Annotated in this window: 13 protein-coding genes; 8 read left to right on the top strand and 5 right to left on the bottom strand. The window is 74.4% G+C overall.

Features of this window, described 5'->3' with window-relative positions:
- The first annotated feature begins 77 nt into the window (after positions 1-77).
- Positions 78-2462, top strand: a complete 2385-nt coding sequence (locus tag FVS66_RS21705) for a hypothetical protein (RefSeq protein ID WP_149182850.1) — start codon at positions 78-80, stop codon at positions 2460-2462.
- Here the strand turns inward: FVS66_RS21705 and FVS66_RS21700 are convergent.
- The 3 genes from FVS66_RS21700 to FVS66_RS21690 form a co-directional block, all read right to left on the bottom strand.
- Positions 2432-4891 carry a right-handed parallel beta-helix repeat-containing protein gene (locus tag FVS66_RS21700; RefSeq protein ID WP_149183008.1) on the bottom strand — a complete coding sequence of 820 codons (2460 nt, stop codon included), beginning with the start codon at positions 4889-4891 and terminating at the stop codon, positions 2432-2434. The two genes, FVS66_RS21705 and FVS66_RS21700, sit on opposite strands and share 31 nt — an antisense overlap.
- A 454-nt stretch (positions 4892-5345) precedes the next feature.
- Positions 5346-6224, bottom strand: coding sequence for an MOSC N-terminal beta barrel domain-containing protein (locus tag FVS66_RS21695; protein ID WP_149182849.1), 879 nt, complete (start codon positions 6222-6224; stop codon positions 5346-5348).
- Positions 6225-6279: 55 nt separating this feature from the next.
- On the bottom strand, positions 6280-6765 hold the full coding sequence (locus tag FVS66_RS21690) for a DUF6643 family protein (RefSeq protein ID WP_149182848.1): 486 nt from the start codon (positions 6763-6765) through the stop codon (positions 6280-6282).
- A 236-nt stretch (positions 6766-7001) separates the two neighbouring features.
- On the opposite strand from FVS66_RS21690, the gene FVS66_RS21685 reads away from it, so the two are divergent.
- A complete protein-coding gene (locus tag FVS66_RS21685) occupies positions 7002-8354 on the top strand; it encodes a TerD family protein (RefSeq protein WP_149183007.1) in 1353 nt (450 codons plus the stop codon).
- A 19-nt stretch (positions 8355-8373) separates the two neighbouring features.
- Here the strand turns inward: FVS66_RS21685 and FVS66_RS21680 are convergent, their stop codons facing one another.
- A complete protein-coding gene (locus tag FVS66_RS21680) occupies positions 8374-9576 on the bottom strand; it encodes a glycosyltransferase (RefSeq protein ID WP_149182847.1) in 1203 nt (400 codons plus the stop codon).
- A gap of 58 nt (positions 9577-9634) precedes the next feature.
- Here FVS66_RS21680 and FVS66_RS21675 point away from each other — a divergent pair, with 58 nt between their 5' ends.
- The 6 genes from FVS66_RS21675 to FVS66_RS21650 all read left to right on the top strand — a co-directional run bounded on the left by FVS66_RS21675 (position 9635) and on the right by FVS66_RS21650 (position 16288).
- Complete coding sequence (locus FVS66_RS21675; RefSeq protein ID WP_149182846.1) at positions 9635-10474, top strand: glutamate racemase; 840 nt, start codon at positions 9635-9637, stop codon at positions 10472-10474.
- 84 nt (positions 10475-10558) lie between these two features.
- Positions 10559-11149 (top strand): hypothetical protein, encoded by a 591-nt coding sequence (locus tag FVS66_RS21670; protein ID WP_262387131.1) that lies wholly within the window; start codon positions 10559-10561, stop codon positions 11147-11149.
- 59 nt (positions 11150-11208) lie between these two features.
- A complete protein-coding gene (gene lnt / locus FVS66_RS21665; RefSeq protein WP_149182845.1) occupies positions 11209-12816 on the top strand; it encodes an apolipoprotein N-acyltransferase in 1608 nt (535 codons plus the stop codon).
- Between the two features lie 113 nt (positions 12817-12929).
- The gene (locus FVS66_RS21660) at positions 12930-13412 is read left to right on the top strand and encodes an NUDIX domain-containing protein (protein WP_149182844.1); all 483 of its coding nucleotides are present in this window, start codon (positions 12930-12932) and stop codon (positions 13410-13412) included.
- Positions 13413-13467: 55 nt separating this feature from the next.
- Positions 13468-14274, top strand: a complete 807-nt coding sequence (locus FVS66_RS21655; protein WP_149182843.1) for a 3-hydroxybutyrate dehydrogenase — start codon at positions 13468-13470, stop codon at positions 14272-14274.
- Between the two features lie 70 nt (positions 14275-14344).
- Positions 14345-16288, top strand: a complete 1944-nt coding sequence (locus tag FVS66_RS21650) for a GAF domain-containing protein (RefSeq protein WP_149182842.1) — start codon at positions 14345-14347, stop codon at positions 16286-16288.
- Positions 16289-16332: 44 nt separating this feature from the next.
- Here the strand turns inward: FVS66_RS21650 and FVS66_RS21645 are convergent, their stop codons facing one another.
- On the bottom strand, positions 16333-17709 hold the full coding sequence (locus FVS66_RS21645; protein ID WP_187645644.1) for an MFS transporter: 1377 nt from the start codon (positions 17707-17709) through the stop codon (positions 16333-16335).
- Positions 17710-17728: the final 19 nt, after the last annotated feature.

Below are 17728 nucleotides of genomic sequence, written 5' to 3'. Positions count from 1 at the left end.
CGTGCGGCGGACCGCCGTGACCGGCCAGGCTGATCACGCGCCGCCGCACACCCCTGCCGCAGAGAGCGAGCACCGAAGTGTCCCCAGCCGCACCGGAACCCGTTCCCGAAGCCGCTCGCGAGCCGAGAAGCCCCGGCGCCGCCCTCGAACTCCTCGTGCACGGCGTCGGCGGCGCCACCCCGCACGGAATGCTCGACGACCCCCGCACCGTCCGCGTCACCGGCGACGCGACGGCCGCCATGTACCGGCGTGCCGACGACGCCGGCGCCGAGAGCGACCCGGACCGGTTCCGCGACGGCCCCGTCCCCGAGGCGTACTGCTGGTCCAACCTCACCTCCGGCAACGGAGCCCGCGCCCTGTGGCTGCTCCTCCTGCCGTTCATGGTGGTCAACATCGCCCACTGGATGCGCCCGCCCTCCGCCGGCCGCAGCGGCTCGACGCGCTTCTACGGCGTCCTCGTCCGGCTCGTCGCCCTCAGCCTCACCGTGCTGCTCACCGCGGCCGCCTGCGAGGTCGCCCTGGACCTGACGGCCTGGCAGTGCGCGGGCGCCGCCGCCTGCACCGAGACCCGGTCCTGGCTCGGCCTCCTGTCGGCCGCCGAGGGCGGCTGGTGGTCGCAGCCCGGCCGCCGCCTCGCCCTCGCCGCGCTCGTCCCCACCGCGCTCGTCGCACTCCTGTGGTATCTGTCCCGGCGCACCTGGAGCGCGTACGAGGCCCAGCGGCCACCGCGCGGCGAGGACGAGGAGGACGGCCGCCCCGCCCTCGGCCGGCCCGGCTTCTGGTACGGCCGCAGGCTGGTCGCCCGGCTCCGCGCGGCCCACACCGCAGCCGGGCTCCTCACCGTCGCCGCGGCCGTCGCCGGCGCGGCCGCCCGCCACGACCGCGGCTCCGACAGCACCGTCCGGGCGGTACTCGGCTGGTCCATCGAGGGCGCGCTGACCATCGGCGCCGTCGTCGTGGTGTGCGTGGTGTGCCGGCGGGGCCGCAGCGAACGGCGCCTCGACATCCGGATCGACCGGGCGCTGGTGACCTGGCTGCCCGGGTCCGCCGCCGCCCTGCTCCTCCTCGCCGCGGTGTACGCGGCCTGGTCCCGGCCCGCCTGGCGGTCCTCCGGCGCCCTCCCCGGTGACGCCACCTTCGGCGTGATCGCCCTCGCCCAGGGCACCCTCGTCCTGCTCCTCGCGGCCGTCGCCCTGCGCCTCCACCGCCGCGCCCCCGACCCCCGCACGGCCCTGCAAGGCCTCGCCGGGCCGGCCGTCGCCATGCTGGCCTGCGCGCTCGGCGGCGTGATGGCCGGCGGTGTCGCCCAGCGGGTCGCCGACTGGCTCGACGGGCCCGGCACCCCCGGCACCGGGAGCGGACCCATCGCGGGCCCGCCCGTGCTGCTCAGCTGGCAGGCCGCCGTCATCCCGGCGCTGCTGCTCCTGCTGCTCGTCCCCGCCCTGTTCCTCGCCGCCCGGACCGCGCACGCCGCGCTGCGCCTGGCACCGGTCGTCGAGGGGGAGTACGCCGGGGAGCGGCCCGACCGCGTCCGTACCCGGCGGATCGCCCGCGTACGCGCGGCCGCCCGGCTCACCGACGCGGCACCGGGTCTCGTCGGCCTCCTCGCCGGCGCCACGCTGCTGCTGGGCGCGGGAGCCGTCGCCGGGGCCTGGGCGACCGGCAAGGTCCCCGGGGAGGCGTTCGGCTGGGCCCCCGCGTTCGTCGACAGCGTCGCCGAGGGCGCGCAGGCACTCGGCTCCTGGCTGGTCGGCCTCGGTTTCATACTGTTCGTCACCTGGGGCCGCCGCGCCTACCGGGACGCGTCCGCCCGCCGCACCATCGGCATCCTCTGGGACGTGGGCACGTTCTGGCCGCGCGCCGCCCACCCGTTCGCCCCGCCCTGCTACGCCGAGCGGGCCGTGCCCGACCTCGCCTGGCGGATGTCCTCCTGGACCGGCCGCACGGGCGGACGCCTCGTCATCTCCGGCCACTCGCAGGGCAGCGTCCTCGCCGCCGCCGCCGTCTGGCAGCTGCCGCACGGAACCCGCCGCCGGGTCGGGCTCCTCACGTACGGCTCGCCCCTGGAACGGCTGTACGGGCGCTGGTTCCCCGCCTACTTCGGCCGTGAGCCGCTCGCCGAACTCCACCGCGAGGTGCACTGCTGGCGGAACCTGTGGCGGCGCACCGACCCGATTGGCGGCCCGGTCCGGCTGCCCGCCGAAGGCGACAAGCCGGAGGTCGACCACGCGCCCCTGCTGGACCCCGTCGTCTACGGCCGTACGCAGGACCATCCGCTGCCCGAGCCGATCCTCGGCCACTCCGACTACCAGGCCGACCCGGCGTTCGCCCGCGAGCGCGCGGCGCTCCTCGACCGGCTGCCGCCCGCCCTGCCCCTGCCGGTGCCCCTGCAGCGCGGCGACGGCCCCGACGACATCGACGGCACCGCCTCTCAGGGCAGTTCCGGCAGGTCCTCCGGGTAGAGCAGGCTCAGGTCGTCCGTGCTCGCGCTGGCGAGCGCGGCGACCCGGCCCGCGTGCCGCTCCACCATCGACTCGAACGTCCTCCGCGCGGTACGGCCGTTGCCGAAGGCCGGTCCCTTGGGCAGCTCCTCGAAGTACTTCAGCAGTGCCTCCGCGGTGCCGTCGGCGAGCCGGTACTCGTGCTCCTCGGCCTGCTGCCGGACGATCCGCAGCAGTTCCTCGGGCACATAGTCCGGGAAGCTGATCGTCCGGGAGAACCGGGACGCCACACCGGGGTTGACGGTCAGGAACCGCTCCATCTCCGCCGTGTACCCGGCGACGATCACCACCACCGCGTCCCGGTGGTCCTCCATGAGCTTCACCAGCGTGTCGATCGCCTCGCGCCCGAAGTCCCGCCCCGAGTCCTCCGGCGACAGCGCGTACGCCTCGTCGATGAACAGCACCCCGCCACGCGCCCGGTCGAACGCCTCCTGGGTGCGGATCGCCGTGGAGCCGATGTGCTCGCCGACCAGGTCGACCCGGGACACCTCGACCAGATGCCCGCGCTCCAGCACCCCCAGCGACGCCAGGATCTCCCCGTAGAGCCGTGCCACCGTGGTCTTGCCGGTGCCGGGGTTGCCGGTGAACGCCAGATGGCGGCGGACGGAGGCCGCCTTCAGCCCGGCCTCCAGGCGTTTGCGGCCCACCTCGATCATGTTGGTGAGGGTGCGGACCTCCCGCTTGACGCTGTCCAGGCCCACCAGCGCGTCCAGTTCGCCGAGGACGTCCTGGGAGGCGCGTACCGGCTCGGACGCCGGGGCGGCGGCCGGGACCGGTTCCGCGGGCTGCGCCGGAACCGTACCGAGCAGCCCGCCCGTCGACGCCGGCTGCGCCGTCCGCGCCGCCGTCAGCACGGCGGACGTCGCGGACGACGGCGGCGCGGAGACGGCGGGTACGGCGGTGTCGGCGCGGCCGCCAGGAACGCCGCTCTCGTCGCTCGTACAGTCCTCGGTGACCGGCCCGTCCTCGCCGAACTCGTAACCCCCGCGCGCGCAGCGCTCCGTACGGCAGCGCCGCAGCGTCGTACGGCAGGCGTCCATCACATGGAAGCCGTAGCCGCCGCTGCCCGTGACCCGGCAGCCGAGGAACGTGCCGCGGCCCTCGGCCGACACGTAGAAACCGGCCTCCGCCGGGGACGTGACGGTGCACCGCTCCACCGTCGGGTCGGCGCCCTTGCTGACGATGACACCCGTCTGCACCCCGTCGAAGGCGCAGTTGGCGAGCGTGCCGCCGCTGCCGTGGTCACGGAACCAGGCGCCGGTGGCGGTGTCCCGGATGCGGCAGTCGTCGAGCTGTGCGGTGGCCCCGTCGCTCACCGACACGGCCGTGTTGCGCACCTGCGACAGGTCGCTGTCCACCACGTCGACGCGCGAGCCGCGGTCGAGCACGAACAGCGCGTCCGGCACGCCGTGGACCCGGCACGCGTCCAGCACGGCCGTCGCGCCGTCGCTGACCCACACCGCCGGGTAGTCGCCCGTACTGTCGTGGATCTCGCACTGGTTGGCGTCCACGCGGGTGCCCGGGTCCCACACCGACAGCCCGTTCCGCCCGAACCTGCGGACCTTCGACCGCGTCAGCGTCAGTACGGACCGGGAGCGCAGGTCGATCGCGTTCTCCGGGACGTCGTGGATGTCGCAGTCGGAGAGCGTCAGCACCGCGTCCGTGTCCAGCGTGACCCCGTCCGCCGACGTCCGGTGGACCGACGAGTCGGTCAGGTGCGCCACCGCCCGCCCGCCGATCCGCACGCCGCTGCCCCGGATCTCGTACACCTCGCAGCCGATCGCCTCCAGGCCGCTGTTCTCGCCCGTCACGGAGAGGCCCGCGCCCGACGCGTGGTGGATCCGGCACCGTTCGATCCGGGGATGGCCCCCGCCGGTCACCGACACGCCGGCCTGGCCCGCCGCGACGACCTCGCACTCCTCGAACACGCCGCCCGCGCCGTCCAGGACGCCGATGCCGACGCCCGCCGGATTGTCGACGGTGCACCGCCGCACCGTGGGCCGCGAGGCGCCCCGGACCTCCAGGCCCGCCGCGGAGCGGGTCACGATCCGCAGGTCCAGCAGTTCGGGTGTGCCGTCCTCGACGAGCAGCGCGGGCGCCGCCGCGTCCTGCCCCTCCACGTGCAGGTCCCGCACGGTCGCGGAGGCCCGTACGGTCAGCGGGACACCATCGGCCGGGGCGATCCGTACGGAGCCCATCGCGCCGTCCGTGCCGCGCAGTGTCACCGCCCGGCGCAGCACCACGTTCTCCCGGTACGTGCCGGGGGCGATGGTGAGGACGTCGCCGTCGGCCGCGGCCTCCAGGGCGGCCGCGAGGGAGGCGTACTCGCCGGTGCGGCGCCGCCACCGCGACGTACCGCTGTGCGTCACCTGGACCGTGCCCTGTGCCATGGTGCTGCTCTGCCCCCACCTCGTGCGCTCGCCCGACCCGCCGCTTCCGGCCCGTCGCACCACCGTAGCGCGCACGGCGGGGGCGAGTTGCCGGGTCAGCCCCCCGCGCCGGTCCGGCCCCGGGTCGGGACCGGCCGCGGACCATGCCTGGTCCAGACGCGCGTACCGCCGCTGCACGAGTCGTCGTACGATCAGTCGCCGGGCGCCCTCGACAAGCGCCGCCGAGGCGACGGCCGTGCCCATGCCGACGAGTACGGCGTGTTCGCGTGCCGAGTCGGTGCTGAGCGGCCGGTCGACGGGCCGCCCCACGCGCGTCGATTCACAGCGGGACCGTGTCGCCCGCGTCGGCGGACCGCCGTGCGACGGTCGGTGTGCCGGTGTTTCCGGTGCCGTCGGGCGCCGTCCAGCGCGCCTCGACCGGGATACGGAGCTGTCGGTCGGCGGCGGCCGCGGCCTATGCGCCGGCCTGTGGCGCGTCCGTCTCACGCGTGGCGAGGATCCGCAGCGGGTCGCCGATCCGCAGGCGGCCGGTCGTCTCCGGTACGAGGTTCTGCCCGAAGACCAGTCGGTTGCCGAACCGCCGGTGCCGGCTGAGCGTACGCAGCGGCTCCTTGCCCCGCACGGCGGTCCGCTGGTCGGTCGTCGTCACGACGCAGCGCGCGCACGGCTTGACGACGCGGAAGGTGACCTCGCCGATCGCGACGCGGGCCCACCGGTCCTCCTCCCACTCCGTGGTGCCGTCGACGACGGCGTTCGGCCGGAACCGCTCCATGGGCAGCGGCCCTTCGTCGGCGTGGTCGCCGTCCGCGATGAGCGCGTTGAGGGCGTCGAGGGAGGCGGTCGTGGTGACCAGCAGCGGGAAGCCGTCGGCGAGGTTGACGGTCTCGCCGGGCAGGCCGTGCTCGGGGTCGACGGGGCGGCGGCGTGCCGGGTCGTCGAGGTGCACCAGCCGTACCCCGGTGTCCAGGTACGCGCTGAACCACGCGTCCGCCGCGGAGTCGGCGGGCACGACGTCGACCTTCGTCCCGAAGAGGTCCACGGCGAGCGTGCCGACCGCCGGGTCGGGCACCGGGACGGTCAGCGGGTCGCGGCCCGGCGCGGAGACCCGGACACCGCCGTCGGGCGGCAGTTCGGCGGAGGCCAGGGCGAGCCGGGGGTACTGACGCTGGGTCACCACCCGCCCCGCCGTGTCGACCAGCATCCAGCGGCGGTCCCCGGCCAGCCCCCACGGCTCCACCTCCGCGTGCGCGGGCGCGGTACCTCCCATGGCCTTCACCGGGTGGACATGCAGGGAACTCAGGACAAGTCGGGGCGTGACCTCAACACTGGGCATGGCCTCATCCTGGCAGGAGCTCCCGGCCGTCAAACGCCGGTGTCCGCGCGCGGCCTCAGTATCCGCCGCCCTGGTACGGCCGTCGGTACTGTTCCTCGTACGGAGCCGCGACGGGCGCCTGGACCGGGCGCGGGGCCGCGGCGGGGCGCATCGCCTCGTACCCGGTGGCCATCGGGCGGACCGGCTGGGGGCCCTGCGGGCCGGGGTAGCCGTAGCCGCGCGGGGCCGCGGCCTGCTGCGGGGCGTAGGCGGCCGGGGCGTGCTGCAGCGGGGCGGGCTGCGGCGCGGCGGCCTGCTGGGGGTAGCCGTAACCACCGCCGTACGACGGGGCGGGCTGGGGAGTGGGGGCCGCCGGTAGGGCGGGAAGGGCCGCGGGCAGCGCCGGCATGTACGAGCTGCCGGTGTCGTACGCGGAGGGCACTCGGATCGGGGCGATCTGAGGCGTGCCCCGCTCTGCGACCAGGGAGTCGTAGATCGGGGTGTCCGGGAACGACGGCGCGTGATAGTACGCACCACCGTACGAGGCACGGGGGGAGGTCATGGCCCTAAGTTAAGCCCACGATGTGCAGGTTGGAAGGCCGATAAGCAGGTTGTTTGACGCGTCTTGAGTGACGACGGAACACCAATGTGACCGAATATGGGAAAATCGGTCGCGGCACGGCGTGATGATCGTGTAAAAGCCGAGCTGGCGGGGGGTTACCGCCGGGTCTCCGGGGCACGGGCGCACCGGCGGGATTAACGTGGCCGATACATAAGAAACCTGTGGCTCGACACGCGATGGGGGCGGGCATGTCCATGCTTAAAGGAGCCAATGTTCCGGTACCGGCGCGAGCTCTGCGCGTCGAATTGGGGTGGCGTTCGGGACCGGGCGTACCGGATGTGGACGCCTCGGCACTACTGCTCGTGTCGGGGAAAGTGCGCTCCGACGCGGACTTCGTCTTCTACAACCAGGCCGCGCACCCCTCGGGTTCCGTACGTCATGACGGGAAGCGCGCCTCGGGCGCGTCGGTGACGGACGGACTCACCGTCGATCTCGCGCGCGTGGAGCCCGCGGTGGAGCGGATCGTCCTGACGGCGTCCGCGGACGGCGGCACCTTCGGCCAGGTGCCGGACCTGTGCGTCAGGGTGCTGGACGCGGCGGACGGCACCGAGGTCGCGCGGTACGAGAGCCGGGACGCGACGGTGGAGACCGCGTTCATCATGGGCGAGCTCTACCGCCGCCAGGGCGCCTGGAAGTTCCGCGCGGTCGGTCAGGGGTACGGCACCGGACTGGAGGGGCTGGCAACGGACTTCGGCATCACGGTCGACGAGCCCCAGCGGGCGGTGCCGCCGCCGCGTACCGCTTCTCCGCCCGCCCCCGCCCCCGCCCCCGCCCCCGCGTCGGCGGCCGCTCCCGCTTTCGGCCCGGCGGCACCGAGGCCGCCGGCCGTGCCCTCGCCGCCGTCCCCGGCTCCCGCCCCGGCTCCCGCGCAGAACTCCGCTCCCGCGCCTGTGCGGCTGTCCAAGGTGACTCTGACCAAGGACGCCCCCTCCGTCTCCCTCGCCAAGCAGGGCGGCACCTCCGGCGCGCTGCGCGTGAACCTCAACTGGGAGGTACGCAAACAGTTCCGCGGCTGGGGCGCCAAGCGCGGCCGCGCCGTCGCCCACCACTCCGACCTCGACCTCGATCTGTGCGCGCTGTACGAGCTGTCGGACGGCAGCAAGGGCGTCATCCAGGCCCTCGGCAACGCCTTCGGCGCCCTGCGCCACCCGCCGTACATCCACCTCGACGGCGACGACCGCACCGGCGCGGTGACCACCGGTGAGAACCTCACCGTCAACCTGGACCGCAAGGACGCGTTCCGCAAGATCCTCGTCTTCGTCACCATCTACGAGGGCGCCCGCAGCTTCGCCGATCTGCACGCCACAGTCACGCTGACGCCGCAGCACGGCGCGCCCGTCGAGTTCTTCCTCGACGAGTGCACCGTGCCCTCCACCGTCTGCGCCCTCGCCCTGATCACCCGCCGGGGCGACGACCTCGTCATCCAGCGCGAGGCCCGCTACCTCGTGCCCGCGCGCGGAGTCAGCCCCCAGCGCACCATCGACCGCGAGTACGGCTGGGGGATGAACTGGACCCCCGGCCGGAAGTAGCCGGATGGGGCGGGGGCGCTCAGCGCTGGTCCGACGCCGTCCGGGGGCGCGGGTATGTGCGCCCCTTCCAGGCGGCACCCCGCCCCTGGTGGTGCTGGACCGCCGAGTCGACGGTCATCAGGAGATAGAGGAGAGCAGTCACCGGCAACAGCGGAGCGAGCCACAGCGGCTGCCGGTAGTGGCGGAGCATCGGGAGGTACGTCCCCGTCATCACCGCCCAGGCCACGCCACCCGCCCAGCCCGCCACCGCGTCCCCGTCGGCCACCCCGGCCGCCAGGCACAGCGGCGGCGCCAGATAGACGAGAGCCAGTCCCGCGACGGTCCCGGCGAGCAGTGTGCCGCTGTGCCGCAGCTGGGCGTAGGCGCTGCGCGCCACCATCCGCCACAGGTCCGCCAGCCGCGGATACGGCCGGACGCTGTCGACGTGCTCGGCGAGCCCCAGCCAGATCCGCCCGCCGGAGCGGCGCACCGCCCGCGCCAGGGCCACATCGTCGATCACCGCGTCCCGGATCACGTCCGGGACCCCGGCCCGCCGGGCCGCCTCCGTGCGCAGCAGTACACAGCCGCCCGCCGCGGCCGTCGTCCGCGCCCCGGCCCGGTTGATCCACCGGAACGGGTACAGCTGACAGAAGAAGTAGACGAAGGCCGGGACGATCAGCCGCTCCCAGGCGCCCGCCACCCGCAGCCGCGCCATCTGCGACACCAGGTCCAGGCCGTGCGAGCCGGCCGCCGCCACCAGCCGGCGGAGGCTGTCCGGCGCGTGGGCGATATCGGCGTCCGTGAGGAGCAGGAACTCCGGAGCGCCCTCCCCGCGCGCGTGTGCCAGCCCGATACCGTGCCGTACCGCCCACAGCTTGCCCGTCCAGCCGGGCTCCGGCGGACCCGGCGACACCACGGTCAGCGGAAGCCCCCGCCCGTACCGCTCCGAGTGCCGTGCGGCCAGCTCACGCGCCAGCTCCCCCGTACCGTCCTCGCTGCCGTCGTCGACGAGGACGACCTCCGCCCGGCCCGGATAGTCCTGCCCCAGCAGTGACGGCAGGCTCACCGGCAGAATCCCCGCCTCGTCCCGCGCCGGGACCACGACCACCACGGACGGCCACACGTCCGGTGCGACCGAGCCGCGCGGCAGCCGCTGATCGGTGCGCCAGAACAGGCCCTGACCGAGAAGAAGCCACGCCCAGGCCGCACACGATGCCAGGGCGATCCACGCAAGCACGCTCATTCGCCGCAGTCTGCCCCACATCGGGGCGTGCGCAGGGGCCTTCGGCTAGGGTGACCGGGTGAAGATCGCGCTCATGGACTCCGGGATCGGCCTGCTGGCGGCGGCCGCCGCGGTGCGTCGGCTGCGGCCCGACGTCGGTCTCGTACTCTCCTCGGACCCCGACGGGCTGCCCTGGGGACCCCGTACGCCCGACGACGTCGCCTCGCGCGCGCTGGCCGTGGCCCGCGCCGCCGCCGCACACGCGCCGGACGCGCTCGTGGTGGCCTGCAACACGGCGTCCGTCCACGCGCTGCCCGCGCTCCGTGCCGAGCTGGAGCCCCGCATCCCGGTCATCGGCACCGTACCGGCGATCAAGCCGGCCGCCGCCGGGGGCGGGCCCGTCGCCATCTGGGCGACCCCCGCCACCACCGGCAGCGCGTACCAGCAGCGGCTCATCGCGGAGTTCGCGTCCGGCGTCGATGTCACGGAGGTGCCCTGCCCCGGTCTGGCCGACGCCGTGCAGTACGCCGACGACCGGCGCATCGACGCCGCGATCGCCGCTGCCGCCGCCCTCACCCCGCCCGGGGTGACCACCGTCGTCCTCGGTTGCACCCACTACGAGCTGGTCGAGGAGCGCATCCGTGCGGCGCTGCGGCCCGTCACCGGCCGGGACGTGACCCTGCACGGCTCGGCCGACGCGGTCGCCGCCCAGGCCCTGCGCCGCATCGGTGCCGACGCCCGTCCGGACGCCGGAACCGCCTCGGACACCTGGCCGGCGCCTGGTACCGCCTCGGGTGCCGTGCCCGCGCCGGGTGCCGGGCTCACCGTGCTGCTCAGCGGCCGCCCCTCCGAGCTGCCCCCGGCGGCGCTGACCTACCCGGAGGGCCGCCTGCTGGGCGCGGGCGCACCGGTCGCCTGACCTTCGCGGGTCCCCTCGACGGCGCTCACCCGGTCGCGGGCGGACCAGGCGCCACAGTGCGGGAACGTGGGTACGCTCACGGGTATGAGGGACTCCAGGGACCCCGAGAGGGCCCATCCCCGCTCCGAGCTCCCGGCCCGGGACTTCGTGCCCGCCGTGCCAGAGACCTGGAAGGGCCGCGCGACCAACCGCGTCCAGTGGCTGCTGGCAGCGGCCGGTGCGGCCTGCCTGGCCCTCGGCGTCGGACTTGCCGTGGACGCGGTTTGGACCGGGGGCATCACCGCCCTGCTGATGGCGGTGGTCGGCTGCGTCGCCGTGGGGCTCCTCGTCCTCTTCGGGACCCTCGCCTTCGTCCATGTCGAGCTCACCGTGGACCGGCACGCCCTCGAGGTGCGGTGCGGCCACATGGGACTGCCCCGCCGCCGTATCCCGCTCGAACATGTCGTGGGTGCGGAGTTCGCCCCGCGCGTCACACCCCGGCAGTGGGGCGGCTGGGGCTACCGGTGGCGCCCCGAGATGGGCACGGCCGTCGTCGTACGCCGCGGCGAGGGCCTCGTCCTCACCCTCGGTGACGGCCGCAGCTTCACCGTGACCGTCGACGACGCCGAGACAGCGGTGCGCGTGATCCGCCACCGCCTCCACCTGCGACGCAGAATGGCAGGCCACGGCCGCTGACCGGCACCGGGAGCGGTCCGGACCCCCGACGCGGCGCCACGCGCCGTAGACTCCGGGACGTGACCGCCACCATCGATTCCGCCGCCGTACCCGAAGCTCCGGAGCCCGAGGAGCCGCGCGGACGGCGGTTCCTGCGGCGGTACATACGGCCCGGGGCGGCGGTGCTGTCCGGGGCCCTCCTGTTCCTGAGCTTCCCGCCCAGACCCCTGTGGTGGCTCGCGCTCGCCGCCTTCGCCCTGCTCGGCCGGACCCTGCGCGGCCGCCGCCTCCGGGCCGGGTTCGGCCTCGGCTTCCTGGCCGGCCTCGGATTCCTGCTCCCCTTGCTGGTGTGGACCGGCGAGGAGGTGGGGCCGGTGCCGTGGCTGGCGCTCGTCGTCGCCGAGTCGCTCCTGGTCGCCGCCACCTGCCTCGGCGTCGCCGCCGTGTCGCGGCTGCCCGCCTGGCCGGTGTTCGCCGCCGCCGTGTGGGTCCTGGGCGAGGCGGTACGCGCGCGTGTCCCGTTCGGCGGCTTCCCCTGGGGCAAGGTCGCCTTCGGACAGGCCGACGGGGCGTTCCTGCCGCTCGCCGCCGTCGGCGGCACGCCCGTCCTCGGCTTCGCCGTCGTCCTGTGCGGCTTCGGCCTGTACGAGGCCGTCCGCCTCGCTCTGGTCCGCCGCGCCACCGGCACCCTGCCGCGCGGGCCCCTCGCGGCCGCGGCGCTCTCCGTGCTCGCCCCGGTCACCGGCGCCGTCGCCGCCCAACCGCTGATCTCCACAGCGGCCGAGGACGGCACCGCGACGGTCGCCGCCGTCCAGGGCAACGTCCCCCGCCTCGGCCTGGACTTCAACGCCCAGCGCCGCGCCGTCCTCGACAACCACGCGCGGCGCACCGAGCAGCTCGCCGCCGACGTCGCGGCGGGCAAGGCGGCCGCGCCCGACTTCGTGCTGTGGCCGGAGAACTCCTCCGACCTCGACCCGTACCGCAACGCCGACGCCCGCGACGTCATCGACCGCGCCGTACGGGCCATCGGCGTACCGACCGTCGTCGGTGCCGTCGTCACCCCGGAGACCGGCAAGCTCCGCAACACGCTCGTCCAGTGGGACCCGCGTGGGGGCCCCGTCGCCACCTACGACAAGCGGCACGTCCAGCCGTTCGGCGAGTACATCCCGATGCGCTCCGTCGTACGGCTCTTCAACAAGGACGTCGACCGGGTCAGCCGCGACTTCGGCCCTGGCAGCGAGATCGGCGTCTTCGACCTGGCCGGCACCCGCGTCGGCCTCGCCACCTGTTACGAGGCCGCGTTCGACTGGGCGGTCCGAGACACCGTCACGCACGGCGCGCAGCTCATCTCCGTACCCAGCAACAACGCCACGTTCGGGCGTACCGAGATGACCTACCAGCAGCTCGCCATGGACCGGGTCCGGGCCGTCGAGCACAGCCGTACCGTGGTCGTACCGGTCACCAGTGGCGTCAGCGCGATCATCCTCCCGGACGGAAGGATCATCCGGCAGTCGGAGCTGTTCACGCCGGACGCGCTGGTCGCCGAGGTCCCGCTGCGCTCCTCCCTGACCCCGGCGACCCGCATGGGCGTCCTGCCGGAGGCGGCGCTGGCCGCCGTCGCGCTCGGCGGCCTCGGCTGGGCGGCCGCCGGAGCCGTACGCCGCAGGAAGGCTACGCCGGACCAGTAGGTCGGGACGACCGGAGGGGTCTGGACGGCCGGCAGGCCCGGACGGCCGGCAGGCCCGGACAGCCGACAGGTCCGGACGGCCGGCAGGGTCCCGTCGGCCAGTAGGGTCTGGGCATGGCAACCCCCGACTTCATCAAGGCCGTTCGGGCCACCGCCGGTCACCAGCTCCTCCTGCTGCCGGGCGTCACCGCCGTCGTCCTGGACCACGAGGAGCGTGTGCTGCTGATGAGGCGGGCCGACGACGGCAAGTGGGCGCTCATCGGCGGCATCGCCGAACCGGGGGAGCAGCCCGCCGTGACCGCCGTGCGCGAGGTGTACGAGGAGACGGGTGTGGAGTGCCTGGCCGAGCGGGTCGTCCTCGTCGAGGGCCAGCGGGAGCCCGTCACCTACCCCAACGGCGACCAGTGCCAGTACATGGACATCACCTTCCGCTGCCGCGCCACCGGTGGGGAGGCCCGCGTCAACGACGACGAGGCGCTGGAGGTCGGCTGGTTTCCGGTGGACGGGCTGCCGCCGCTGCACGAGCGGCAGTTGTTCCGGATCAAGCAGGCCCGCACCGAGGAACCCACATGGTTCTCCACCACTCCGAGGCTCTGAACTATGGGTTCTGACCATATCGGGGGGTGAGGTGGGGCTCCTTAGGGTGCGGAACATGACCGCGCCCACCTCCTCGCCCCGCCCCGCCCCGCACGCCGTCGCCCTCGACCTCTGCGGCCGCACCGCGCTCGTCACCGGCGCCGCCGGAGGCATCGGGCGCGCCTGCGCACTGCGGCTCGCGGCGGCCGGCGCCGAGGTCAGGGCCGTCGACCGGGACGCCGCCGGCCTCACCGCACTGACCGGGGAGGCGCGCGGCCTGCCCGGTACGGTCCGGTCGCACGTCCTCGACCTGACCGACCTCGACGCGGCGGAGAAGACGGCGGCCGGCGCCGACGTCCTCGTCAACAACGCCGGGCTGCAACTCGTGCGCCCGCTGGAGCAGTTCCCGCCCGACGTCTTCCACACGGTACTCACCGTCATGCTGGAGGCGCCGTTCCGCCTGATCAGAGGCGCGCTGCCACATATGTACGGGCAGGGGTGGGGCCGTATCGTCAACCTCTCCTCCGTCCATGGGCTGCGCGCCTCAGCTTTCAAGTCCGCCTATGTGGCCGCCAAACATGGCCTGGAGGGGCTCTCCAAGACCGCAGCACTCGAAGGCGCCCCGCACGGCGTCACCTCCAACTGCGTCAACCCCGGATATGTACGCACGCCCCTCGTCGAGCGGCAGATCGCCGACCAGGCGGCGGCGCACGGCATCCCGCCCGAGCGCGTCCTGACCGAGGTGCTCCTCAAGGGCTCGGCGCTGAAGCGACTCGTGGAACCCGAGGAGGTCGCCGAGGCCGTCGCCTATCTCTGCACCCCGCAGGCCGCCTTCATCACCGGCACCTCACTGGCCCTGGACGGCGGCTGGACCGCCCACTGACCGTCTTCCGCGGCGGGCGGTCGTCCACAGGGCTGGTGCGCCCCGACGTACGGCAGGTATCCCTGTGACCATGTCCGAAGAACAGCATGCGCTGCCCCGTCCCGAGCAGGACTCCTACCTGGAGCTCCTGGCGCGGGGCGCGGCCGTCGAGGCGTACGACAGACCCGCGCTCCTCGCCAGGGCGACCGGCGCGGACGCCACGACGCTCGCCGGGCTGGAGCACGCGAAGCAACTCGCGCTGCGCGTCCGGGCCGAGCTGGAGGGGCGCCGACGCCGTGAGGCCGAGCTGTCCGCGCTCTTCGAGACCGCCCACGACCTGGCGGGCCTGCGCGACCTGGACGCGGTGCTCCGCGCGATCGTGCAGCGCGCCCGGTCCCTGCTCGGCACCGAGGTCACCTATCTGAGCCTGAACGACCCGGTCGCGGGCGACACGTACATGCGCGTCACGGAGGGCTCCGTCTCGGCGCGCTTCCAGCAGCTCCGCCTCGGCATGGGCGAGGGCCTCGGCGGCCTGGTCGCCCAGACGGCCCGCCCGTACGTGACGGACAACTACTTCGACGACGACCGGTTCCGGCACACGCGCGCGATCGACGCGGGCGTACGGGACGAGGGCCTGGTCGCGATCCTGGGCGTACCTCTCACGCTCGGCAGCCAGGTCATCGGCGTCCTCTTCGCCGCGGACCGCCGCGCCCGGGTCTTCGAACGCGAACAGGTGGCCCTCCTGGGCTCGTTCGCCGCACACGCGGCCGTGGCCATCGACACGGCGAACCTCCTGTCCGAGACCCGCACGGCCCTCACCGAGCTGGAGCGCGCCAACGGCATCATCCGCGACCGCAGCGCCGTCATCGAACGCGCCTCGGAGGTCCACGACCGGCTCACCGAGCTCGTACTGCGCGGCGGCGGCGTCCAGGACGTGACGGACGCAGTGTCGGAAGTCCTCGGCGGCACGGTCGAGTTCACCGAGGCGCCACCGTCCGGGGCCGCCGACGACGGGCGCGCGGTGCGGCACGGCGACGACTGGGTGGCCGCCGTGTCGGCGGGCGGCGAGGTGTTCGGCGCGCTCGTGCTCCGCGGCGACACCGGGCCCGACCCGGTCGACCGGCGGACCCTGGAACGCGCCGCGATGGTCACCTCCCTGCTGCTGCTCGCCCACCGCTCGGCGGGCGAGGCCGAACAACGCGTCCGGGGCGAGCTCCTGGACGACCTGATCGACGCGCCGGACCGCGACCCCAGACTCCTGAAGGACCGCGCGACCCGGCTGCGCGCCGACTTCGACGCCCCGCATGTGGTGCTGGCGGCCCGGGTGGAAGGACCCGGCGGCACGGGGGGTGGCGCCGCGCGGGGCTGCGCCGGGCCCTTGCCGGGCGGCCGATCCCAGGGGGCCGGGGCCGACCGGCAGCGGCTCTGGTCGGCCGCCTCCCACCTGGCCGCCACCCGCCGTGGCCTGGCCTCTGCCCGTGACGGCGGCACCGTACTGCTCCTCCCGCTGGACCCGGGCGACACGGCGGCCGACGTCGCCCGCCGCACCGCCCGCGACCTGGGCCGCACCCTGCGCGAGCCGGTCACCGTCGGCGCGTCGTCCCCGGTCGACGCGCCCGCCACCCGCCCGGGCGCCATCGCCCCCGCGTACGCCGAGGCCCGCCGCTGCCTGGACGCGCTGGCCCTGCTGGGCCGCACGGGCGAGGGCGCCGCCGCCCAGGACCTGGGCTTCCTCGGCCTCCTCCTCGCCGACGCGGGCGACATCGACGGCTTCGTCGACCGCACGATCGGCCAGGTCGTCACCTACGACCGGCGCCGCGGCACCGACCTGATCCGCACCCTGGACGCCTACTTCGCGAGCGGCATGAGCCCGGCCCGCACCAAGGACCGACTGCACGTCCACGTCAACACGGTGGCGCAGCGCCTGGAGCGCATAGGCCGGCTCCTGGGCCCGGACTGGCAGTCCCCGGACCGGGCGCTGGAGGTCCAACTGGCGCTGCGGCTCCACCTGATGGCCCCGGCGCTGAAACGATGAAGCCGGCCGGCCCGCACGAGGCGGCCGGCCGGCACGGAACCTGATCAGCGCGCGGCGTCGACCCGCCGGGGCGCTTCCAGGTCGCCATCCCCGTCCCGCTCCCCGAGATCCTGGCTGCGGGTCTCGCGGGCGCAGGCGATGGCGACCACCGTGAGGAGCGCGGCGGCGATGACGTACAGGGCGATCGGAGTGGCGCCGCCGTACTCGGCGAGCAGGGCGGTCGCGATCAGCGGCGCGGGCGCACCGGCGGCGACGGACGAGAACTGTGCGCCGATCGAAGCGCCCGAGTACCGCATCCGCGTAGCGAACATCTCGGCGAAGAACGCCGCCTGGGGCGCGTACATGGCCCCGTGCAGGACGAGTCCGACCGTCACGGCCGACAGCAGTGTGCCGAAGCCCCCGGCATCGATGAGCGCGAAGAAGGGGAACATCCACGCACCCACGCCGACCGCGCCGATGAGATAGACGGGCCGCCGCCCGATGCGATCGGACAGCGCACCCCACACCGGAATGACCGCGAAGTGCACGGCGGACGCGATGAGGACGGCGTTGAGCGCGCTCTGCTTGCTGAGCCCGGCCGACGTGGTCGCGTACACCAGGATGAAGGCGGTGATCACGTAGTAGCTGATGTTCTCCGCCATACGGGCGCCCATGGCGATCAGCACATCGCGCCAGTGGTACCGCAGCACGGCGACGAGCGGCATCCTCTCCGCGCGCGACGCCGCCTCCGACTTACGCGCCTCGGCACGCTCGAGCGCGGCCTTGAAGACCGGCGACTCGTCGACGGAGAGCCGGATCCACAGCCCGACCACGACGAGCACCCCGGAGAGCAGGAACGGCACACGCCACCCCCACGAGACGAACGCCGCGTCCGACAGCAGCGCCGTCAGCGCGGCCAGCACGCCGGTCGCCAGCAACTGCCCGGCGGGCGCCCCGGTCTGCGGCCACGACGCCCAGAACCCACGCCGCTCGGCGTCCCCGTGCTCCGACACCAACAGCACGGCCCCGCCCCACTCACCCCCCAGGGCAAACCCCTGCACCAGCCGCAACACCGTGAGCAGCACGGGCGCGGCACTGCCGATCGTCGCGTGGGTCGGCAGCAGCCCGATGGCGAACGTCGCCCCACCCATCAGCAGCAGACTCAGCACGAGCAGCTTCTTCCGCCCGAGCCGATCCCCGTAGTGCCCGAACACCAACGCCCCGACCGGCCGCGCGGCGAACCCCACGGCGTACGTCAGGAACGACAGCAGCGTCCCGACGAGCGGATCGGACTCGGGAAAGAACAGCTTGTTGAACACCAGCGCGGCGGCGGACCCGTACAGGAAGAAGTCGTACCACTCGATCGTGGTGCCGATGAGACTCGCGGCGACGATGCGCTTGAGGTTGGACGGGGCTGGGGGAGCGGTCGCGGGCGACGACATCGGCACCACTTCCTGACGT

Source organism: Streptomyces sp. TRM49041 (assembly GCF_008271805.1).
Lineage (GTDB): Bacteria > Actinomycetota > Actinomycetes > Streptomycetales > Streptomycetaceae > Streptomyces.
Note: the sequence above shows the minus strand (reverse complement) of the source record. Positions and strands in the feature narration are given on the sequence as shown.